The organism is Streptosporangium carneum, assembly GCF_027922005.1.
Classification (GTDB): domain Bacteria; phylum Actinomycetota; class Actinomycetes; order Streptosporangiales; family Streptosporangiaceae; genus Streptosporangium; species Streptosporangium carneum.
Genome location: NZ_BSEV01000002.1, coordinates 457,123 through 478,551, shown reverse-complemented (window position 1 = coordinate 478,551; position 21,429 = coordinate 457,123). Strand labels below are relative to the sequence as shown.

Sequence of the window (21,429 nt, the reverse complement as noted above, 5' to 3'; positions counted from 1 at the left end):
TCCCGTAAGAAACCGGCTGCCCCGTGAGGAAGCGGAGGCGAAGCCGGACGAGGTCAGCCGCTGTGGGCGGCCAGCGCCAGGTCGCGGACGACCTGGATGAGCTCGGAGGGGTCGAACGGCTTGGTGAGGTAGGCGTCGACGCCGATGCCCAGCCCCCGCCGCTTGTCGTCCTCCTGCGCCCGCGCGGTGATCAGCACCACCTTGATGTGACTGGTCTCCTCGTCGCCGCGCAGCCTGGTCGCCGTCATCCAGCCGTCGAGCCTGGGCATCATGACGTCGAGCGTGATGACGTCGGGCATCACGTCCAGCACCCGATCCAGGCAGTCCTGCCCGTCGGAGGCGGTCTCCACCTGGAACCCCTCCAGGGTCAGATTGACCGCGATGAGCTGTCGGATGATCTCATCGTCATCCACCACCAGAACCCTGCCCAGAACCTCACTCACGGCCGTGAGGCTAACCCCTCGGAGAGGTGTCACGCGCGGTTTTCGATGGATGTGTACACACAGCTATCCACGAACGACAGGTTTTCGCAGGCAACAGCCGGTTCCTGAGGCGTTTTCGGTCACATCCTCCCGGCTGCGGGCTTGAGGGAGTTCGGTGCTTTCCTCCGGCTCCCACCCTCCGGTCTTGCGTCACCGAGGAGCAGTCCGGGAGATGGATCGGGCCGCCGACCTCTCAACGAGGAAACGGTTACGGCCACCCGCCGTCCCCTCCCACTCCTCCACCTTCCCCACTCCTCCACCTTCCCCGATCCAGTCAGCTCCCCCACCCGGTCTTCTCCCCGCCTGGTCTTCTCTCAGCCCGTGTCGGCCTCGCCCGGTCTCTACCCCGTGCCGACCTCATCCGGTCTTCTCCTCTCCTCCCGCCCGGTCTCCTCCCGGCCTGTGTCGGCCTCGCCCCACCTCCTCCCGGTCCGTGTCAGCTTCCCTGCCTCCTCGCCCCCCGTTCTGTGGACAGCCCATCCGTTTTCCACAGAACCGGATTCGGCTCCTTGGTGATCACGTCGCCCCGCCGATCCTGGGGCCTCGATCGTTCATCGAGCCAGGAGGCCATGCGTGATCACGACGTTCGTCACCATCACCGCCCTAGCGGCGGCACTGGTGGCTGCTCCCCAGACGTCCGCGACCCGTCCCTGTCGTGAGGTCGTCAAGGACTGGATGCGACTGCTCTTCGAGGCCGATCCGCCTGACGACGCCCGCAGACGGCTCGAAGGCGGAATCCACGCCACGTCGGCCGCCGCCTGCCGCGCGGGTGACGAGAAGCCGGAATCCATGCCAGGAGTCACCCGCCACGCGGGTGACGGGCAGCCGGGAGGCACGCCAGGGGCCACGCACCACGCGGGTGACGGGCAGCTGGAAGGTGCGCCGGGGGTCACCCGGCGGGGGACCGCTCTCGGCGCGGGCGGCTCCGCCGTCCCCGCTCCGGGGACCGGAACGACAGACGAGATCGGCGAGGTCACCGAGATCGGTGAGATCGGAAAAGACGGGGAGGCCGGAAGGAGCGACGAAGGCGGAGAGGCGGGGAGAGAGCCGAGGAGTGCTGGACGCTTGTCCGGCAGACGCATCGTGGTCACGCGACGTCCGGAGACTCCTTCGTCCTCGCCCTTCGGACAGGGCGGTTCGCCTCCCAGGCAGGGAGGTTCGCCCTCCGGGCGGGGAAGGTCGCTCGCTGGGCAGGGCGGCCCTGCGTCTCCTGGGCGGACGGCTGTCGCGGCGGCGCTGCGCCAGGTCGGACGGCCGTACGTCTGGGGCGGTGGTTCGGGCGCGGGTCCGACCGGCGGCGGCTTCGACTGCTCGGGGCTCGCCCTGCACGCATGGTCGAAGGCGGGCGCCAGGCTCACCCACTACACGGGAAGCCAGTTCAGGCAAGGCCGCCGGGTGTCGTTCTCCCAGCTCAGCCCAGGAGATCTGGTCTTCTTCGGTGGCGGCTCCGGAGACCCGACCCACGTCGGCGTCTACGTCAAGAACGGCGTCATGGTGCACGCCCCGAAGACCGGCGACGTCGTCAGAACGACGAACTTCACAGCCTCGCCCTACTACCGAGCCCGCTACCGAGGAGCCGTCCGCCCAAGTCCGGGCACCCTCCCCGGATAACCTCCCGGGCTCCCCACGCCAACCCCCACGGCCCCCGAGATCGTCTGCTTCGCGCTTCGAGTGTCGGTTCCCCTCCAGATGCTGGTAATCTAATCACTCGTTGGCCCCCTTAGCTCAGGGGATAGAGCACCGGCCTCCGGAGCCGGGAGCGCAAGTTCGAATCTTGCAGGGGGCACCGATCTGGACCAGCTCACACATCGTGTGAGCTGGTCTTCTGTTTTTCGACACCTGAGTGCTTCAGCCGCCTTGTGACGCCGTTTGACGCCCGGCGACGGGCTCTGTGGGCAGGACGCAGGCAGAGATCATGATGGCGACCTGATCAGCGAGGCGGCACCGGCAGAATCACGGGCTCGGGATGCCCGTCCCAGGTGACCTCGATCTCGTCAGGAGCCGCGTACGCCAAGCTGCTGGCCATCACGAAGCTCACCGATGCCCCAGGCCGTACCGCCGCACCATCCGGAAACTGAGAAGCTGGTCCGGGCAACGCCTTGCCCGCCCGCTCTCACACCGGTTGCGACGGCTGTTCCCACGTTCCGGAGGATGAACCGGTTCTTCGACCGGTCGAGTTTCCACCTCACCACTTCCTCGTGCCGTTCGTTCGACAAGTCGATGACCGTCCTCCCGTGGGAAATCTGCTCGCTGTGGGCCGGCTCCGTTAAGGCCGCGACTTTCTCGTCGGCGTTCGCCGAACGTCCAGCGGCCTCAGCCGCAACCTTCTGCGCCTGGGCCGCTTCCCTCTGCCACTTCAATCCGCGCAGAGGCAGGACGAACGCGGCGCACGAAACGCCGATCGCGACTCACGCGGGGGCGTCACCGAGATCCGCCGCCATGAGCGGAACGTAATGGTTGCTAGCCCTGGTGTCTCTCGTTCGAGGCATCCGCCCCAGGAAGGTCGCCGTGGCAGCCGCCGACACCTGGGCATCACGCGCTGGCATGTCGACTCCTCGGACGAAGGCCGGACTGACTGAAAACCGGGAGCGTCCACGGGAGTGGTGTAAGAGTTCGGCCTGGCCGCAGGTGTGTCGCCGGACATGGCGGGCGGCTGCTCGGTGGCGGCGTCATGTCTTCACTCTGAGACGGCGACGTAGCGCCATGTCCTCAGATGTGCTTGGGGTTCGGAGAGGTCGATCTCGACACCGGGCAGGGCGCGCCGGATTCGTTTGGCCATGTCCTCGCTCAGGAAGTGATGGTGCAGGTCGAGGTGGCGCAGGTGGGTGAGGGGTTGGCCGCTCAGCAGGGCTTCGGCTCCGGTGTCGGCCAGTTCGCCCATGGCCAGGCTGAGCGCTTCCAGCCGGGCGACGACCGGTGCCGCGGCGACGGCGGCGGCCACCTCGTTCTGGATCTCGCTGTCGCGCAGGCCGAGCCGCCGCAGCGCGGGCAGGCCCGTCCCGGACAGGACGCCCTCCAGGTCGTTCACTGTGGCGTCGCCGCCGTACTCGGCGACGCCGAGCCACAGCTCCAGATGCTCCAGCGCGGGCAGGTCGCACTGCCCGAGCGCGCGCACGACCTCGCCGGGCAGGCCGCCGGTTTCGAACCGCAGAACCTTGAGGGAGGCATGCCGTACAGGGTGCAGCCGCAAACCTTCGCTGCCGCGCACGTCCAGCCGCTCCAGGCGGGGGAAGGCCTCCAGGGCCGGGGTGATGTCGCCCTGCTGGATCCAGGAGATCTGATAGTCGGGCTCGATGAAGCCGAGGAACAGCGAGCGCAGCCGGGGCAGCCGGTGGGCGTTGGCGGCGAGCACGGCGGGGGCGTCGCGCGCGCTGATCCCGGCGACCACGATGGCCTGGATCTGGGAACCGTCGACGGTGGCGAGCAGTTTCTCCAGCCCCGCGGCGAACCCGGGGCCGTCGGCCTCCTCGTACATCTCACTGCCGTGCAGGGGCCAGGCGAAGTGCGAAGGGTCGGGATCGCCGTGGCCGTTGAGCATACGGAATCCGGCGACGGGCAGCCCGGCGTAGGTGTCGCGGTGGCGGCCCATCCTGTCCCAGCGGTAGAACCCGTCCTCGTGGAGGAACGTCTCGCCGGGGTCGCGCGGGTCGGCCGCTCTCCCGGGATAGAGCGCGTCGAGATACCTGTCGTACTCGTTGTCGTCGACGAACATCTCGTTGCCATCGATGAACATGCGGCGTCCTCGGTCGGGAGTGCGGGCTTATGTCTTACCAGGCGCGGGCGACGGTTTCGGAAGTGATCACCCTCGGCCACCTGGGCGGCCGGTACGCGGGCCGACATGCGAGTGCGTCATTCGCCGTCTTCGGGGTCTTGCCCGGCCGCCTCCACCCACCGGGCGAGGTCGCCTCGGGTGGCCAGTGTGTTCGGGTGTTCGGCGCCCAATGTCTGCTCGTGCGTCGGTAGCAGGGCGGCCAGTTGGCCGCGGGCGGTGGTCGGGTTGCCGGCGAGAGTGGTTCCTGGATACGGGTCAAGTCCCCTACAGGATCGCGGAAGGCACAGTCGCGAACGCCGTACAGCTGCTCGATCGGCTCCTGGACGGCCTTCACGGCAGGGTGCCGTCATTGCCTGACTCCGCGGCCAGATCCGTGAGGAGCTCTCCGAGAACCATCTCCTCCTCCACCCGTACGGCCCGCCGAGCCATCGCCGCCGACAGTTCGGAGTCCCACGGCGTCGCATGCGGGCGACCGCTCAGAGGCGTTGCGGAGAGTGCCCTGGCCGAGGAGATCGCCGCCTCGTAGGCGAGCGCGTCGTAGCGCCAAGGCCGCCAGCCGACCCGTTCGCGGACGGCGTTCGCGATGCCGATCCCGCCCCAGTCGAAGTCGCCGTGATAGGCGAACTCAGAGCCGCCGGCGGCCAGCAGGTCGAGTAGCCGCCAGACGGCCGCCGAAGGCCTGCCTCTCGTGCAGACGACAGGAGGGCAGCGTGGTCCGAACTCGTCGGCTGCGGCGGCGACCACAACAGGGTTCTCGCAGATCCTGACCAGCCCCGCACGGATGGGGGACTCGTGCCGGTGGAGCTGACGCAACGTGAGCAGACAGGGCTCACCCGCCGCCTGGGCCGCGACGAGCATGCGTCCGGTCGGAGTGTCGTCGTCACCGGGAAGACCAAGGCACAGGACGTACGACGAGAGGTCGTCGAGGTGAACTCCGACGGCGGCCCACGCTTTCCGCCGGGCGTCGGCGGTGCCGTCTCCCGCGTACGGCAGGCCGCTCAGGGAACGGGCCGCCGACAGCGCGAGCGCCGCCAGCGGCTTCCCTTCGTCCAGCGCGTGCGCGTCCCTATAGATCTCTGCGGCCAGGCGGCCGATCGGGATGCTGGGATGCGGCAACTGCGGTAGGAGCACGGCCATCTTGTCGAGAAGGATCCGGGCCTCGTCCGGGTCACCGGCGCTTCGCCGTACCAGACCGGTCACCTCCAGCCAGGACCGCCAGCCGGACAGCTCCGGGCGGTGGGCGAGGACCGCGTCCAGCTCTGCGAAAGCCTCTCTCCACGCTTCGTCCCGAAGGGCGTTTTCCTGTTCAAGGTTGCGGACGGGACCTCGAAGCAGCACGACCGCGGCGGCCAGGCCTTCGGGGCAGGCACCGCTGGACCGGAGCACCCGATCCACCTCGTCGAGCGAGACCGACAGGGAGGAACCTATGCCCGCCCTGCGCCCGAGCAGCCGCTCGATCGCCCGGCGCTGTTCTGCTGTGGCGGCGCTCAAGGTGACCGGGCCGCTTGGCGACCTGCCCCGTTCGAGGCGACGGCGCACCCGCTCGACGAGCCAGGAGGTCTCCGGCCCGCCCAGCAGCCGTTCTAACCGCTCGCTCATGAGAACAGCCCATCCTGCTCCGGATCGGCGGCGACAACGGGCGGCAGCACCGGACGCGGGTCGGGACGCTCGGCCCGGCGGCGTTCGTGCCCGTCCCACCGCCACGGGGTGACCAGTACGGCATCGATGCCGTCACGCCTGGACAACTGGCAGATTGCCAACCCCGGCACCTGCGGGTAGCAGCCCCACTCCCGCTCGCTGGTCATCACGACGTCCATGTCGAACGTCGCCAGCAGACCGAGACACTTGGCCCGTGAGTCGTCGTCCACTCCTGCGAACGCCTCGTCGAGTGCGACCAAGCGAGGGGCGTACGGGTTGCCCGCGGACTTGTAGTGTGCCGAGGCGGCGGCGAACAGCGGCACGGAGGCGGCCAGGACGCGTTCTCCGCCCGAGGCCGGGCCGGTGGCCGATCGCCACTGACCGTCCTGGAGGCGCTGAATCGCGAACCCATGCCAGCCGCGGTAGTCCAGTGCTCTCGTCAGCTGCTCGTTCCAGCCGGCGGTGGGGTTGTCGACGTGCTCCCTGGCGATCTGCTCCGCCAGGAAGGCGCCCACGGCTTCGCGATCGGCAGCCGACCAAGCGTCCACGGTCTGGCGCAGCTTCTCCCGCACCCTTTCCAGACCATCAGGAGCGTTCCGCACGGGCTTCCAGAGCAGCCGAAGCCGCATGCCGGTGGAGGTGGGGCGGGACTCCAGCTCGGCGTTCATCGTCCGGACCTCCTCTTCGGCGGCGGCGATCAACTCGTGCAGGGTGCCGGCCACCTCGTTGAGCAGGTGGTTTTCCAGGATCTCCCGCTCCCTGGCCGACAGCAGCCGCGCCCGGTGCCCTGTCTCCTCCTTCAATGCCTCTGCCAGGCTGGGAATGTCCCGACTGTGACCCTGGAACAGCACGTCCACCATCATGACGCCGTCGTGCAGGGTCAGCCCGACCGAGTGGCCATGTCTGGCCATGGCGTCCGAGAGCAACTTGTGCTCCTCAGTGACCCGCTTCTGAGCACGGTCCCATGGGCCATCACCGTCGTCGACACTGTCGAGGTCGGCGTTGACGGTGCGGGCCAGCAGCACGGCGGGGGTCGCTGCCCACTCGATGGCGGGGTCGGGGATCTCCAGTGTGGGCAGGGCGATGCCGAGCAGGCCGGTGGCGGCGAACGAGCGGAACTCGGCGACGGCCGCGTCGCGAAGCCGTTCGGCCTGTCCGATCTCGCCGCGCAGGGTGTCGCGTTCGCCCTCGGCCTTGCCGCGTTTGATCAGCGTGGCCCGTTCCTGTTCGCGGGTGGCCCGTTCGGCGGCGTCCCGCTCCTCCAGCGCCCGCCGTACCTCATTAAGACGGCGGTAGAGCTCCTCGACGGCGGCTCCGGCGGTCTCCACCAGCGCCCGGTGAGCCTCCGTCGCGGCCTCCGCCTGTGCACGCGCCTCCGCCGCGTTCTCGGTGGCCTCGGTGTGCCGTTCGTGGGCCAGTGACAGCTCCTCCGCTGTTTCCTCCGCCGCCTGGCGGGCGGCGAGCAGCGCCTTGCCCGCGGGCCAGAGTCCGGCCAGGGCCAGCCGGTAGTCCGACACGCCGTTCCGGACCTCGGCGAGCCTGTCCCTGTCCGATGGCAGCCCGACATCATCGGCGAACTCCGCCGCCCGTTCCTGAGCCTCGGTCACCTCACCCCGTCGAGTGGCCACGGTCTGGACGGCGGTGGTGCGGTTGGCGTCGAGCTCGCGTCTGCGCCCGTGTTCGGTGGACAGCTTGAAGTGCGCCTCACGCAGTGGGGCGTCGGACGGCAGCGCGCGGTGCTCGGCCGCGAGGGTTACCTGCCGTACGGCGAGCGCCCTCAGCTTCTCGTCCAGCTCCGCGAGTGCCCCGCGCACCTGGTCCAGCTCCGTGGCGAGAGCCGCCAGCCGGGCCCGCCGGGCGGCCCATCTCGCTCCTTCACCGATGTGAACGGCACTCTGTTTGCGCCAGGAACCACCGAGTACGCCGTTGGCCCAGCGCCCGTCCACTGCGACCCAGGTCGCCGCGCCCGGCCCGAGTCCGATCCCGGCGAGGACGGCATGGACGGCGGAGTCCGGCAGCGCGGCCGTCCAGGGATCCGCGCGGTCGACGGCCGGACGCAGCACGGTGGAGAGGCTGGGGCCGACGATGGGGGAGCCGGTGAGGACGGCCGTGTCGTCCACCGCGAGGAGAGCCCCCTCGGGAGTCACCCAGGCGTCCAGGATTCCCGAGGCCTCCAGCGCCGCTTCCAGGGCGGCGCGGTGGTCTTCGGAGACGGCCTCGGTGAAGTCGACCACCTTCCACAGCGGCGCTCCCGGGCGGCCGTCGCGTACCCCGGGAGGGCGCGTGTACGGGGCAGGCGGGGCGTCGTGACCGCCTGCCTCCAGCCGCGCCATCTCCTCCTGGACGGCCACGGCTTGCTGTCGCCGCTCGCGCAGTTCGGCACCGAGTTCGGCCTCCCCGCGGCTGAGTTCGGCCGTGGCGGCCCGTGCCGCGTCGTCAACGGCCGATGCCGCTGGGTTCTGGCCCTCGGTCGTCTCGGCCCACGACTCGAGGGCGGTCAGGAGCTCGTCCGGGTCGTCGATCCGCAGCTCCACCACGTCGGCGAGGTAGGAGATGTAGGCGTCGGCAAGGCCGGCCGCCTGCCGCCGGACAGTCGTCTCGGCGGTGGCGATCCGCTCGCCGGCGGCCTGGATCTCACCGGTCAGGCGGTCCACCTCCGCGCGGGCGGCCTCGAACCGTGCCTGGGCTCGCTCCACGGCCGAAAGCAGCCGGTCGAGCTCGGCCACTGCCTGCGATCGCCGGTCGACCAGGGATTCGGCGTCCCGGTGAGAGGCAGCCGGATTCCTCTCCCACCGGGTGGTGATCTCCAGGTGAGCGTGTTCGCATCCGGCCCGCCGCGCCGCGGTGCTCGCCTCGCTCCGTGCGGCGTCCCAGTCACCCGCGGCCTGGTCGGCCTTCTCCTTGGCGGTGTCCGCCCGACGCTGACGGCGGGTGACCTCCGTCGCCAGGCCGTCCCGGTCCTTGTCCTTGGAACGCGCGTGTCGGGTCTGCCGCTCGGCCTCCTCGCCGACCTGCTTGATCCGTTCGGCGTCACGCATCTCAGGGCTCTGCCGGAGCGCCTGCCCGCGAGCCTCCAGGCGGACCCGAGTCGCCGCCAGCTCGGTGAGCTGCTTCTGCGCCGCCTCCAGCTCCGCCTGGGCCTCGGTGTGGCGAGCCTCGGCATCGAGGAGGTCACGCCCAAGATGCTCGTAGCGGCTGTGGGTCAGGCGGGGCGCCGCGGCCTTGCGTTTGGCGGCGACCCTGGCGTATCGCCGGTAGTGGTCGAGGAATTCTGAGGCGGCCTTACGGGTCTCCTCCAGCGCCCGCAGCGTCTCACGCTCCTCGTCGAGCCCACGGAACGCCTCGGCCACCGTGGCGATCAGGACGGAGCTCATCGGCGGCAGCGCCTCGGTGAGGGCACGCGAAAGCATTCTCTCGTCGGGCTTCTTCGACAGCTGCGGCTGGCGAAGCTGGATGAGCAGGTTGACCAGGGCCTCGTAGCGGTGCTCGCCCAGGCCGAACAGGGCCTCGTCCACGGCTCTGCGGTAGTCGGAGGCCCGCTCGTAGAGCATGCCGCGCCCGTTGACGGCTTCCCGCAGCTTCTCGCGGGTGAGCGCGACCCCGGCAGGGGACGTCAGTTCCAGCCCGTCACCGATCCGCTGGCCGGTGACGAAGAACCAGTGCTTGACGATGCCCTTGTCCTTGACCGCCTTCAGGCCGCACCCGACGGTCCGGAACTCCACGCCTCCGTCGGCCGCACGGCGGCCGAACTCCATCCACGTGTAGCCGAGCCGTTCGGGATGTGGATGCCTGCCGCCCAGCAACAGGTTCCACTCCATCCGTTTCTGACGGTCACCGTCGGGTTCGACCCGATGCGGGGCCAGCTCACCGTCGAGCAGGAACGGCAGGGTTAGGGCAAGCACCTTGGACTTGCCGGTGCCGTTGTTGCCGCGCAGCAGCAGTCGTCCGTCGTGGAAGTGGAACTCCTCCACGTCGTAGTGGAACATGTCGACGAGCCCGGCTCGCAAGGGCTTCCAGCGTTCGGAGGTGGGGGTCGGGAGCATCACTGTCCTCGGATGACGGGGGTGTCGAGGGCGTAGCGGGCGATGGCGGGCAGGCCGTGGACGCGCTCCCCGCGGATCTCGACCAGGCGCAGGGCGGTCAGTTTCTCCAGGGCTACGGCGAGAAGCTCGTCCTCGGCGCCGGGTTCGGTCACGCCCTTGCGCCAGAAGGAGACGTGCGCCGCGGCAGCTTGTCGTACGAAGACGCGCAGCTCCTCCGGAGTGACCTCGTCGCGAGCGGACAGATGCTCGGCCACCAGCAGCGTGACGTGCCCGTCAGTGCGTTGCTCGGGCATGCGCACATCGGTCAGTTCGTCGTCGGGGTCGACCATCGCGATCCCCTCGGCGCGGATCTCGGCGACCAACCCGGTGGCCTCCTCGACCCTGCGAATGACCGCGTGACGCTGGGAGGTGAGGTAGGCGCGCTCGGCCTCGTCCAAGTCGTCGTAGTAGACGACGGGGTCCTCCAGGAGCTTGCGGGTGAGTCGTCGGCGCACCGCCTGGTTGCGCAGGCTCTCGGTGTCGGCGACGGGCTCCGCGACGAGCTGGGCCATACGTTCCTCGAAGGAGAGGGCGTCGATCGTGGACGGTCCGCGCGCTGTGACCAGGAGCGCGGCCAGGACGTGCCTGCGTATGTCGTACAGGACGTCTCCGCTGGCCGACAGGTAGGCGTCCTCGTCACCGGCGACCCTGCGCAGCACTCCCCAGTCGAGCAGCATGCGCACCACCGCCACAAGGTCGGCCCGCTCCGTCCGGCTGTCCAGGGTGAAGGCGAAGTCAAGCTCCGGTTCGGCCGTCGCGTTCAGCACTCCCTCGGCGAGCTGGCCAAGCGTGGTCTGCGCGTCTGCCCGTTCCAGTACGGCCAGCGCCAGGCAGAGGACGACGTAACGGTGGCGGCCGAACGGCTCCCTGGCCCGGCCTCGAGCCGGACGGGTGGCGTCGTCGCCGTCCGGGACGGTCTTGAACAACCTGGCGGTCTCCGCGTCGGCCAGCAGCCGCCAGCCGGTCTCTCGGGTGAGCCAGTCGCGCAGCTCGGCCGCGTACTGCCGGACAAGCGCGAGTTTGTCGGCATCGTGCCCGACGGTGAGTAGCGGTTTCGCCAGTAGGGCGCGGAGCGCGGCCCGACGCCGGGCGGCCTCCTCCGCGGGGGTCACGAGACATCCATCAGGTCGGTGATCTCGATGAGGTGCTCGGGCCCGGTGAGCACCCCGTCGACGGTGCGGATCTCGACCTGCCCTCCATCGGGCACCGGTGAGAGCCGTATCTCCAGCGAACCGTCGCCGCTCACCACCTTCGCCCCGGTCTCCCCTGGAAGCCGGGCGGCCAGGGCGTCGCCGATCAACGCGAGGAAGAGTCGGAACGCCCGAGGGTCGAGGACGTCCAGCTCGGACAGGAGCGTCGGGCCGTCGGTGCGCAGCTGGGCCCGCGCGGCGGCCGTCTCGAGAGCCTCCCGCTCGGCGTGCTCCAGAAGAAGTCTGCGAGCCTGGGAACGGTCCTGGATCCTGGTCGGCTTGCCCCGGCGCTCATAAGAGCCGGTCATGCGCAGCTGGGGGGAGATCCGGATCGGCGGGGCGTCACGCCATGACGTGCCGGGAGCGACATCCCCCTCCTTCCAAACTGACAGCGTCTCGGCGGTGACCGTGAGATGCCGCGCGGGCGACAACCCGAAAGCCGCCCGCCAGAGGCGGTGCATCGCCTGCTCGTCCGGTGCTTCGGCGAACCAGCGGGCTAGGGCACGGAAGTCGGCCGAGCGGTCAGAACGGCCGGAACGCCGCTCGTTGAGCAGACCGACGGCGTCGAGGAGTTGCTTGATGGCCGTCACCGCGGACTGACGCAGGAGACGGGCTTGGGACGGGCGGCCCGCGTCACGGGAGACGAACCACTCTTTGAGTCCATGCCAGCGGTTCTCCCAGGAGGCGTGGGCCGTCGCCTCGGCTCTGCCGTATGCCTCGGCCTCGTCCGTCCCCTCGGGTACGGCGTCTGCAGCCTCGCGCCGGGCGGCCAGCCGCAGCAGCCTGTCGTGGCCGTGGGCTTCCAGCTCGGTCAGGAGCACGGCGATCCGGGCTCCGGAGTTGGCCAGGTCGGCGATGAAGCGGTTGATGTAGTCGATCAGCCGTTCCTTGTAGGCGACGAACCCCTCGACGTCTCCGTCGGAGAAATCGATCGCACGGCGCAGCGAGGCCATGAACGCCTGGGCGTTGTCGGCCAGTGAGGAGAACCGCTCGGCCAGGGAAAGCAGCAGGAGGTGGACCTTGACGGGGTCGGGGTCTGCCTGCTTGGCGAGCCCGCGCAAGGCCTGCAGCTGGCCGGCGATGTCGCCCAGCGCCACCGATTGGAGCGCGCCGCGCCGACCGATCGCCTCCTCGTAGAAGGCGATGGCCTGCTCAGCGGCGTGTCCTGCGGCGGTGAGCTGGAACAGGAACCGCTTGCGGTGGAAGTCCTCGACGGAGGTGACCCTGCCGGTGTCGGCGTCGGCCCGCAGATTCCCCCATTCGACAAGCTTCTCCAGTGCCTGCGCGAGTTGTTCGTCGCTGTCCCTTTTCAACTCGGCCGCGACGTCCTCGGGCCGCAGGTGCACGACGAAGCGTTCTTTCGCCCGCGCGAACGCGCGTAGCACCTGGCGGTAGAGGGGGGCGTTCGGCGCGCTCAAATGGGCGAAGGGGTGGGAACTCCGGTGATTTGCCTGTGACGGGTCGATCACTGTGCCATTTTGCCTGAGGTAGCCGCTCCGAAGCGGGAAGACGACGCGGTGTCCTGGATGATCTGTATGGATTGGCACCTCGGAGTGCTTTCACCGGTTCCCGAGGCGAAGGGATGCGCTGAGAGGATCATTCGGAGGTCTCGCCGTCCTGTTGTTCGGTCCGGTAGCCCGGATGGGTCCTGTCGGCGGCGTCGGCCATGTGAAGGAGCACGGGCTGGCGGGTGCGGCTGTCCCAGGAGAGGGGCTGAGCGCACAGGCGCGCGGTGAGGGCCACGACCGTTTCCTCGTCGAAGAGGCCCGATCTGGCCGCCACGAACTCGGTGCCGGTGAAGGCGTGCCAGTTGTTGCCTTGCTCCTTCTGGCGGCTGGGAGGCAGGGTGAACCGGGTGAAGTCCGCACCGACACGCCCCTTGCTACCGCTGTTGAAGGTGCGGGAGGCCTGACCGAGGAGCCAGCTGTGGGTGCCGTCGTCCCCGACGAGCTCGTAGAGCCTGTTCCTGGGGGAGGTCGGCTTGCCGGGATCCTTGTCGGGCTGGCGGCCGTCGGTGTGGTTGACAGGGCGGGGAACGGTGGCGTCCTCGGTGCCGACGCGTACTACGGCGATGTCCCGGGAGGCGGGCAGGCTGTCTCCGGGCAGGGTTCCCTCGCCCAGCCGGGTGTCGGTGAGCCCGCTCCAGACTCGCCGGGTGGCCTCGGCGTTGGTCATGACCACCACCGGGTCGTTTCCCGGCAGCTCGCTGAGCGCGCTGTCGACGAACCCTCGCAGGTCGGCGAACGCCCCCTGGTAGTTGACGATCGGGGTGCCGATGGATCCTGCGTGGAACACGCTGAGGCCTGCCGCGTGCCGAAGCCATCCTCGACCGGGAACGTAGATCCTGAAATCCCAGGGCTGGAGAGGGTCGGTGTGGGCGTGCGCGGCGACCAGGACGCTCACCAGCAGGGGGCGGCCGTTCGTGCCGTTGGTTTTCCTGGAGGTGGTCTGGATCCGCACGTGGACGCCGAGGAGCCAGGCGCTCCGGTCCAGTGGGAACGGCGTGAGAGTGACGGCTCGGGCGAGACGGCCGTCAGTCAGACCGCCCCCGCGCAACAGGTCCCTGATCGCCGCGACGAGCGGGTAGTCCATCTGGTCGACGGGTTCGGCGTCCGGCGCGGACCTCTTGGCCGCGGGCAGGGAACCGTCCGAACCGGGGGGAAACGCGATGAACTGCGAGGTCACGCCGAGCTTGGCGAGTGCCTGCCGCAGTACCGGCTTGGCGTCGTCCGGCTGGTCACCGCCGTTCTCGTACTCGGTGTCCACTACCGCCAGGACCAGGGTGCCAGCTTCCGGTCCGAGCAGCGGGGCGGCGGCCAGCAGTCCCGACCTGTCGGTCCTGCCGTGCTGGAGCAGCGGCGCGACGTCGTAGGACACGACCTCTGTCCGCGGGGTCAGGGGTTGGGGGAGGCCCACGTCGGGCAGCAGTCGGGCGGCGCCTTCCTGTCCGTACTTCTCGAGCTCTCCGCGGACCCGCTCCCGCATCGCCGACCTGGCCGAGAGGTGGACGATGCGCAGCCTCTCGAATCCCGCAGACGAGACGGCGGCGTCCAAGGAGTCCGGGCTGATCCGCTCCTTGTCGATGGCGTCGTCGTGCTGAACCTTGATCTTCGTTGGCAGGTAGGCGACCGGCTTGACGTCGAACACCTTGGTCACGTGGTCCATCAGACGGAGGTAGGCGCGGGTCCCGACACCGGTGCCCAAGGGGTGTGACCAGTTGACGCTCCTGCTCGCACGGACCCGGTCGGGGTGCTCGGTGAGGACCGTCTCACCCCAGGGAATCGGCGAGAGGCCGCACTCCTCCACGATGGCGCCGCTGTAGTCCCGGAAGAAGTGCTCCCACCCGCCGTCCGCCCTCCTGGCGGAGACGGGGAGCTTGAGCAGGGCGGTTCCTCCGGCGGAACGCCCATGTTCGATCCACACCTGTTTCACCTTGGGCAGCTTGTCCACCAGGCGGCTGAAACTCACCTGAGGGATGCAGACCAGGTCGCCGATCCCCCGCAGAGTCTTGATCCCCAGAGAAATTCTGATCATCCCGCGGGCCACAGTGCCGTTGCGCAGCGGCAGGGTGATCACGTCGTCCCAGGCGATCAGGTCGCCCCTGGTGTCGAGCCGGAACTCCACCTTCCGGCCGTCGAAATCGATCGGCTGGGAGGCCAGGCGCTCGGCGAGCGTCCAGCCGAGCACTCGATAGACCCAGTTGGACGCGGTGACACGGCCCAGTGCGGACGGCTCGACGTCGCCGCCGACGCTCATGCGACGGGGGACGAGCGTCTCCAGCACGGGGGCGAGGACGTTGGAGTCTTGACCGCCCCGGGCCAGCCGCTCCCACACGCGGGTGGCGACGGCCAGGGCGGACGGCTCGATGGGGGCGGTGGTGATCAGCCAGGGACCGTCCACGCCCGGGCGCGGGTCGGGCAGGATGATCACCGGCTGCCCGGTCACCGCGGAGAGCGCGGTGGCGAGGGAGGCCCGTGGAGCACTGGCATGCTCGCCGTTCCTGCCGTTCCGGCGCCATCTGCCGTTGAGCTCCTCAAGGGCGGTGCCGAGGGTGGGCGGCAGAGGATAGACCCAGACCTCGCCCAGGAGATTGCGGGGAAGCCGGAAGGCGGCGGTGGTCATCATGATGGTTCTCCGGGGGAAGTCATGCGGTTCATACGGTCCGCGAAGTCGAAGAAGGCCTGGAGAGTGGGGCCGTACAGGGCCAGGAGCCGGTCGAGCTGCCTGTCCTCGGTCCAGCGCTCCCTGAGACGGCCGATGAGGGTGGGCAGGTCGGACCTGCTGCGGGAGTCGAAGAAGGCGTCGTCGACGAGGTGAACCTCGCCGGGGGTGCCGCCGCGACGGGCCCGGCCGACGAGCTGGACGAGTCCGACAATGATCTCGGCGACGATGCCGAGCTGGACCCATTCGGGCAGGGAACCGAAATATTGCGCCGAGCGGACGATCTCCTCGAAGTGTCGGCCCGCCTGCCGCATCCGCTCCTCCATCCGGTCCAGAGGATCCAGCAGGTCCAGAAAAGCGCGGTCCTCGTCGCGCGTGTCCGCCCACAGTCGGTGGCTGATGTGCGCCAGCAGCTCCTCGGGCTCGTCGAGGACCGGAACGGGACGGACGACCATGTAGATGGCGCCCAGCGCGGAGACACGGCCGTCGAGGATGTTCACGCCGCGCTCGACCACGGCGAGCGGAGCGATGAGGATGTCCGCGCCGGTCGAGGGGAACCGTTCCACCCGGTCGGAGGGCAGGACGTGCCAACGCGGATCTTTGATGAGGATTTCCCCCTTGGGCCGGGCGAGCAGGCAGAGGCTGCCGTGCGGGGCTCCCGCACGGACCATGCCCTCGGCGATGGTCAGCACGCTGTCGTAGGAGGTGGTGGCCACCAGGACGCGGTCCCGGCCGGGCTCGCCCCGCTCGTCTCGCTGCCGTGCCAGCTCCCGCAGATGAGAGGAGAGCTTGAGCCGGTAGAGGCCCTCCGCCACGTCTCCGAGGTTGATCTCACGCTGACGGCCCTGGACTCCGGAGACCCGGATCGCCCGCTGGTCGGAGCCGAAGACACGGGCGGCATGGATGGTCACCCCTGTGGGGTCGGTGTCGGGGATCACCCACGCGGGGTCGGCCAGGACGTGATGGTGCGGCGCGCCGGGAAGGAAACTGGTCGCTGACAATCCGAGGACCCCGCGGGGAACTCGCGCGTGCCCACGTGCGGTGATCTCGCCGAGGTACCGGACGTAGCCGTGCGGGTCACCGCCGAAGGCGGCCACGGACAGTTTGGTCTGCCTCGGCTGTTCCTTGTCGTAGCGCTCCTTGAAGGCGAAGAACAGCCGGCCCAGCGGGCTGGCGGGCATGGCCTCCCACGCTGTGAAGCCTCCCAGCGCGTCGGCGATGGTCTCGGCTGACTCCACCCCCAGCGCCCGCAGGTGCGCGGTGCGGTAGAAGAGCTCGGAGAGTTTACGCCGGAGTGGTTCCAGATGGGCGCGACGGATCATCCGGTCGACCACGTCACCGCGGAGCCGGTCGCCAGGGAGCACGCTCTGCAGTGACTCGCTGAGCGCGACCTTGTGCGTCATGAGGGTGTCCGTGCGGCAGCCGTCGGAGATAGCGGTCAGCGCTGCGGTGATCCTCGCCCAGATCTCCGCCGCGGTGCCCTCGTCGAGGCCGGTCGGTTTCAGCGGTGGCACGGGGCGGGTGCCGGGTGCGGCGTAGAGCTGTTGGAGAGCCTCGACCTCGTCCGGAGTGACCTTCCTGTCCTCGGTGTCGAGGCCGAGCAGGCGCGCGGTGATCCAGGCGTCGTGACCGCGTGGAACGATCCAGTGGTCGACGCGACGGTGGTTCCGGGTGACGCGGACCGGGGGTGACCACTCCTTGACCAGGTTCGCGATGTACTGCTCGGACAGCAGCCGCAGATCGGACAGGATCGCTCGGATCTCGCCGTCTACCTTCGGCGGCACCAGCCCGAAGACGTCGCGGAACTCGTTGTCGAGCCGGTGAATCGGGGTCGTACGCCGCCCGTGTGCGAGTTCGAGATGACGGGCGCTCTTGCCGATCACCGAATTCTGGAACTGGTCCAGCTCGTCGATGACGATGAGCTGGCAGTGGCGCAGCAGGAACTCCTCGACGGGCACCTGGTCGCTGACGCCCCGGGCGGTGGTCAGGGGGATGTGCATGCGACCCGACGTGAACGTCTGGTGCACGGTGACGATGACGTCGGCCTCGACGGCGTCGCGCATCAGCCGGAACTTGCCGCAGGAGCTCCGCCATGGGCAGGCGTGGCGCCGCCCGTCCAGGCGGTTCAGATGGAGATCTCGGCAGGGCTCGTCCCCGGGCTTCCACCCGTCGACCGTCTCCTCGGTCTCGGCGGAGGCCGACAGCGCGCAGCCGTAGGAGAGCCGATCGTAGGCCCATGTTCCGAAGCCGCCGGGGTCGTCCCGGGCGATCCTCTCCGCGTCCTCCATGACCTTGGCGGGAGACACCAACGGGGCGCAGGAGCCGGAGATCTCCAGCAGTGAGAGGTTGGTCTCGATCTGGTAGGTCAGAGCGAGCGCGGCGGCACGGGACGGGACGACCAGAGCCATCCGGACGCCCCTCTCCGGGGCCATCGTCCCGAGGACCTCCAGCAGGACCGATTTGCCGAATCCGGTCGGGGCCTGCAACGGCTGGATGATGCCGCCCGACCGGACGAGCAGGGCTCGCTCCGGCAGCCGAGCGAAGATCGCCTCCAGCCGTTCCAGACGGTGGGACTCGCCGCGTGCGTCGTCGATCCGCTCGGCCGTCTTCTTCAGCTCGTCGAGGGAGATCTCGACCGCGTCCAACCGGGGAGCGTCGGTGACCGCCGGAGCCATCTGGGCGAGATCGCCCAGATCGGTGAGGTTGTACGCCGCCTCGGCCGAAACGGTCGCGTCGTTGACCCGCATCCCGTGCAGCATCGCGACGTAACGACCGGGCCTGGCCACCTTCAGGACCCGGCTCTGCCGCAGCCGTGCCAGATCCGACAGCAACCGGTCGGCGTGCTGCCGGGGCGGCACCCCGTGGATCGGGCGGATCGTCTCCGCGTCCTGCCGGTAACCGTCGAGCCTGCCCGCGGGCGCCAGCTCCCGCACGGCCTTGAGGAAGACCTCGGTGTTGGCCAGGTCTTCGCTCCGATGCCGGAGCAGGTCGCCGGCCCGCTGCCGATCCTCTTCGGAGAGTTCCCAGTAGCCCGGCCAGACGTCGACACGACCGGTGAGGAGGAACTGGGCGTGCCCGGTGTCCGCTGTGCCGAAGAACACCTCGGCCAGCGCGAACGCGCAGGAGATCACCAGCGGGCGCGCGGGGGTGTTCATCGGGTGCCTCCCAGAGCCCGGCTGATACGGCGGTGGATCTGGGTCTCGGTGGAGATGTCGAGGTCGGGCAGTCGTTGGCGAAGCTCTCCGAGCTGGTCGCCGCGGTAGTCGGGGATCACGAGGTGACGTGCGGTGATCCGTCTGACGGCGAGTTTGCCGGCCAGTGCTCGGGCGGAGCTGTAGTCCTTGACGTCGAGGGTGAAGGCCCACTCCTTCGCTCCGGGCCGCCGGACTCCGATGTCGTAGGTGTCCTGGCCCGGGTAGAGCACCGCGTCGACGTCCGGCAGGGCGGCGATGCGGTCGCGCAGCCGTACCTCCACCACACCCGGCACGACGATGTACCGCCACACCGACTCTTCGACGCAGGCCGCGCCTTCGACCGTCCGAGCCTTGACCGTCTGCCGAGACCCCTGCGCGGGCTGCAGCCTCAGGTTCCGACCGTCGCCCTCCAGCAGGGTGTAGACGGCCCGGTGTGGAGTGAAACGGCAGCGGACGAGAGAAGACGCCACACTCATCGGCCAGGAGCAGACCGGGCAGGGCCACCACTGGCCCCGCCATTGGCGGTCGTTCGGGATGTCCTTGAACTCCGCCAGCGGCGGCAGCCCCAGGTTCACCCGCCGTTTGACGATCGTCTTCGCGTGGCCCGCGGGGTTCTCGACAAGGAAACGCCTGCCCGCGGTGTAGTCGTCGTCGGTGCCCGCGACGAGCCGCTTGAAGACGTCGTGTTCCACCTGTTCGGCGCGGTGCGTCCGCCAGGAGGGCAGCCACCGCTCTCCCGGATCCTTCTGTCCGGCCAGCACCTCGGCGGTGTAGTCGCAGCCGACCCCGAAGGTGTCGTCGGTGAGCTGGTCGTCCTCGTCCAGGACGACCAGCTCGGCGAGCGCCTCGTCGGCGGTCGGCAGCCACGTGCCCAGCGGTCGGCGCAGCAGCGGCACCAGCTCGGCCGGAGTGGTCGGCCCTTTGCCGGGGCCGAGGTGCCGCATGATGACGCCGGTCATCCGGGCCACCTCCCGCCAAGCCTCCCGGCGTTCGTGGCGGACACTCCAGGCATAACCCGCGCGGATGGCCGCGGTGACCGACCGCTCCATCGGGGTCGGGGGCGTGCTCACGGCTGTTCGTCCCTCTCAGAACGGTGGCTCGTCGTCGGTCTCGGGTTCGGCGATCGCGGCGGCGATCGCCTCGACGTGGCTGTCCGCCAGGCCGGGGCTCGCCAGCAGCTCTCCGGTGGCGGGGTCGAACACGAGGTCGTCCACGGTGCGCGCGGTGGGGCCGGAGGAGTCGGGGCACCAGCGGGACACCGGACAGAACTGGCACCAGGAGCCCGGATTGGCAGGGAAGGCCACGTCACGGTGCCAGGACCGGACCCGGTCGAGGACGACCTGTCCGGCGGCCGAGACCGTCGCCGGGTCGGCCGCGTCGAACGTCAGCACCTCGGCGGAGGCCGGAGTGAGCTGCTCCAGCTCGACCAGTCCGCCGGTGTCCCCGAAGACACCGGCGGAGATCAAACGGACCGCCAGGGCGAGCTGCGGAACCATCTCCAGCGCGTTCTCCGCGGTGATGCCGCGCGGCACCGCCGATGTCTTCTGCTCGCGGTAGACGAGTCGTCCGTCCACCCGGCGCAGCAGGTCCGGGTGGGAGATCACCACCACGTCGGCCTGCGGGTCGTAGACGGCGATCTTCGGCTCGGGCCTGACATCGGAGACCTCACCCGGACCGCGCAGCGGGCACACCCCCAGATGCTGGAGCAGGTACGGCCTGGCCTGGGCGTACTCCTGTCGTTCTATCAGCTCATCGGCGATGCCGCAGTCGTCGGCGCCGACTTCGGGAAGGTCCGCCGCGGTGCAGGGTCTCTCGCGCACATGGGCGGCTTCGAGCCATGAGTGCACGTTCCGGCCGCGCTCGGCCGCCGGGCTCGTCTCCCAGTCACCGGGCAGCCGCAGCTCTCGCAGGTGAGCCTGCGCCGGGCAGATCTGGTGATAACGGGACGTCGTGATCGACCAGGTCCGCCGGTGCGTGCCCCGGTCGTCGAGGCCGAGCAGTCCCGGTGCGTGGGCGAGAGCGTCACAGGAGACCCGCGCCTTGCAGTCGGCGCAGTCCTGCCCGGGGCTCCGGCCGTCGCCGTTCAGCAGCCGGACCGTCGCGGGCCTGACGTTCGAGGCGTAGGTGTTGTGGATCCTTTCCAGGTCCGTCGTGTCGAGAAGGACCAGGTCCATGCCCGCGGTGAGCCCGACCTCGACGACCCGCACCCGCCGGGGCACGGGAACGGGCCGCACCGGGACGGGGATGAGGGTGTACAGCTCCGCCGGGTCCGCCACCTGTTTGCCGGCCGCTGCGACGTACGCCATCGCCTGCGTGGACGGAGCGTCCGCGATGCCCAGGGGGCGGCGCAGACGCATCCTGCGGAACTCGACCACTGCGCCGTCCGGCGAGCCGTACCAGCGGCCCCAGACGGTGAGGGACCGCATCTCCATGGGGGACCGGCCGCCCTGGACGATCCGGGGGTTGCGCTCGGGACGGAGCTCCACCCCCTCTGAGGCGAGCATGGCTGCCAGGCTCTCGGCCGTCTCCAGGTAGGTCTGGCAGGCGTGCCGGACCCAGTTGGCGACGCCGGGATGCACACCGTTGCGGGCGTTGCCGAGTGACCTGGTCAGGGCCTCGTCGATCGACACGCCGTTGAACTCGATCAGGTTCAGGGCGTCCATGACCAGGCCGAGCGGGAAGGTCTCCCACGGTGCGTATCTGCGCTTCTCGTACGGCTGCGGCCACAGTTGCGGGCGGGCCTTGACGGCCGCGAAGTAGTCGCAGTCGGCGTCCCGGCGGTCGAGCAGGCTCGCCGACAGCCGGACGACACGGGGGTTTCCGGTGAACTGGATGATGGGGGACTGACTCATCGCGCTCTTCCCGATGCGGAGGGTTGAGGAGGGTGCTCCTCGCTCTGGACACAGTGAA

The 21,429-nt window shown here is 69.6% G+C and carries 12 protein-coding genes, 1 tRNA gene and 1 pseudogene; 2 read left to right on the top strand and 12 right to left on the bottom strand.

What is annotated here, in order from left to right:
• Nucleotides 1-53 precede the first annotated feature (53 nt).
• Nucleotides 54-443 (bottom strand): response regulator transcription factor, encoded by a 390-nt coding sequence (locus tag PKF00_RS08045; protein ID WP_271216742.1) that lies wholly within the window; start codon nt 441-443, stop codon nt 54-56.
• Between the two features lie 612 nt (nt 444-1,055).
• Here PKF00_RS08045 and PKF00_RS08040 point away from each other — a divergent pair.
• Nucleotides 1,056-2,093 (top strand): C40 family peptidase, encoded by a 1,038-nt coding sequence (locus tag PKF00_RS08040; protein ID WP_271216741.1) that lies wholly within the window; start codon nt 1,056-1,058, stop codon nt 2,091-2,093.
• Nucleotides 2,094-2,196: 103 nt separating this feature from the next.
• Nucleotides 2,197-2,268: transfer RNA gene (locus PKF00_RS08035), tRNA-Arg, on the top strand.
• A 208-nt stretch (nt 2,269-2,476) separates the two neighbouring features.
• On the opposite strand, the gene PKF00_RS08030 is transcribed toward PKF00_RS08035, so the two are convergent.
• The 11 genes and pseudogenes from PKF00_RS08030 to PKF00_RS07980 all read right to left on the bottom strand — a co-directional run bounded on the left by PKF00_RS08030 (nt 2,477) and on the right by PKF00_RS07980 (nt 21,371).
• Nucleotides 2,477-2,842 (bottom strand): ricin-type beta-trefoil lectin domain protein, encoded by a 366-nt coding sequence (locus tag PKF00_RS08030; protein WP_271216740.1) that lies wholly within the window; start codon nt 2,840-2,842, stop codon nt 2,477-2,479.
• A gap of 317 nt (nt 2,843-3,159) precedes the next feature.
• On the bottom strand, nt 3,160-4,215 hold the full coding sequence (locus PKF00_RS08025) for an STM4015 family protein (RefSeq protein ID WP_271216739.1): 1,056 nt from the start codon (nt 4,213-4,215) through the stop codon (nt 3,160-3,162).
• Nucleotides 4,216-4,495: 280 nt separating this feature from the next.
• Nucleotides 4,496-4,585: pseudogene (locus tag PKF00_RS08020) on the bottom strand (VOC family protein); the annotation flags it as partial.
• On the bottom strand, nt 4,585-5,853 hold the full coding sequence (locus tag PKF00_RS08015) for a TIGR02679 family protein (RefSeq protein ID WP_271216738.1): 1,269 nt from the start codon (nt 5,851-5,853) through the stop codon (nt 4,585-4,587). The gene PKF00_RS08015 and the pseudogene PKF00_RS08020, both read right to left, overlap by 1 nt.
• Nucleotides 5,850-9,935, bottom strand: a complete 4,086-nt coding sequence (locus PKF00_RS08010; protein WP_271216737.1) for a TIGR02680 family protein — start codon at nt 9,933-9,935, stop codon at nt 5,850-5,852. Before PKF00_RS08010 ends, PKF00_RS08015 begins: the two co-directional genes overlap by 4 nt.
• On the bottom strand, nt 9,935-11,086 hold the full coding sequence (locus PKF00_RS08005) for a TIGR02678 family protein (protein ID WP_271216736.1): 1,152 nt from the start codon (nt 11,084-11,086) through the stop codon (nt 9,935-9,937). The genes PKF00_RS08010 and PKF00_RS08005 overlap by 1 nt, the downstream gene beginning before the upstream one ends.
• Complete coding sequence (locus PKF00_RS08000) at nt 11,083-12,582, bottom strand: TIGR02677 family protein (RefSeq protein WP_271216735.1); 1,500 nt, start codon at nt 12,580-12,582, stop codon at nt 11,083-11,085. The genes PKF00_RS08005 and PKF00_RS08000 overlap by 4 nt, the downstream gene beginning before the upstream one ends.
• 178 nt (nt 12,583-12,760) lie before the next feature.
• On the bottom strand, nt 12,761-15,289 hold the full coding sequence (locus PKF00_RS07995) for an RNaseH domain-containing protein (protein ID WP_271216734.1): 2,529 nt from the start codon (nt 15,287-15,289) through the stop codon (nt 12,761-12,763).
• Complete coding sequence (locus tag PKF00_RS07990) at nt 15,286-18,480, bottom strand: hypothetical protein (protein WP_271216733.1); 3,195 nt, start codon at nt 18,478-18,480, stop codon at nt 15,286-15,288. Before PKF00_RS07990 ends, PKF00_RS07995 begins: the two co-directional genes overlap by 4 nt.
• Nucleotides 18,477-19,589: a pPIWI_RE_Y domain-containing protein gene (locus PKF00_RS07985; protein ID WP_271216732.1), complete on the bottom strand. Its 1,113-nt coding sequence runs from the start codon at nt 19,587-19,589 to the stop codon at nt 18,477-18,479. The genes PKF00_RS07990 and PKF00_RS07985 overlap by 4 nt, the downstream gene beginning before the upstream one ends.
• A 15-nt stretch (nt 19,590-19,604) precedes the next feature.
• Nucleotides 19,605-21,371, bottom strand: a complete 1,767-nt coding sequence (locus tag PKF00_RS07980; protein WP_271216731.1) for a PD-(D/E)XK nuclease family protein — start codon at nt 21,369-21,371, stop codon at nt 19,605-19,607.
• Nucleotides 21,372-21,429 lie beyond the last annotated feature (58 nt).

Bases quoted from the DNA above. Each gene is read 5' to 3' on its own strand.
- PKF00_RS08010 (WP_271216737.1), bottom strand. From the start codon at position 9,935: ATGCTCCCGACCCCCACCTCCGAACGCTGGAAGCCCTTGCGAGCCGGG.
- PKF00_RS08025 (WP_271216739.1), bottom strand. From the start codon at position 4,215: ATGTTCATCGATGGCAACGAGATGTTCGTCGACGACAACGAGTACGAC.
- PKF00_RS07995 (WP_271216734.1), bottom strand. From the start codon at position 15,289: ATGATGACCACCGCCGCCTTCCGGCTTCCCCGCAATCTCCTGGGCGAG.
- PKF00_RS08015 (WP_271216738.1), bottom strand. From the start codon at position 5,853: ATGAGCGAGCGGTTAGAACGGCTGCTGGGCGGGCCGGAGACCTCCTGG.
- PKF00_RS07980 (WP_271216731.1), bottom strand. From the start codon at position 21,371: ATGAGTCAGTCCCCCATCATCCAGTTCACCGGAAACCCCCGTGTCGTC.
- PKF00_RS07990 (WP_271216733.1), bottom strand. From the start codon at position 18,480: ATGAACACCCCCGCGCGCCCGCTGGTGATCTCCTGCGCGTTCGCGCTG.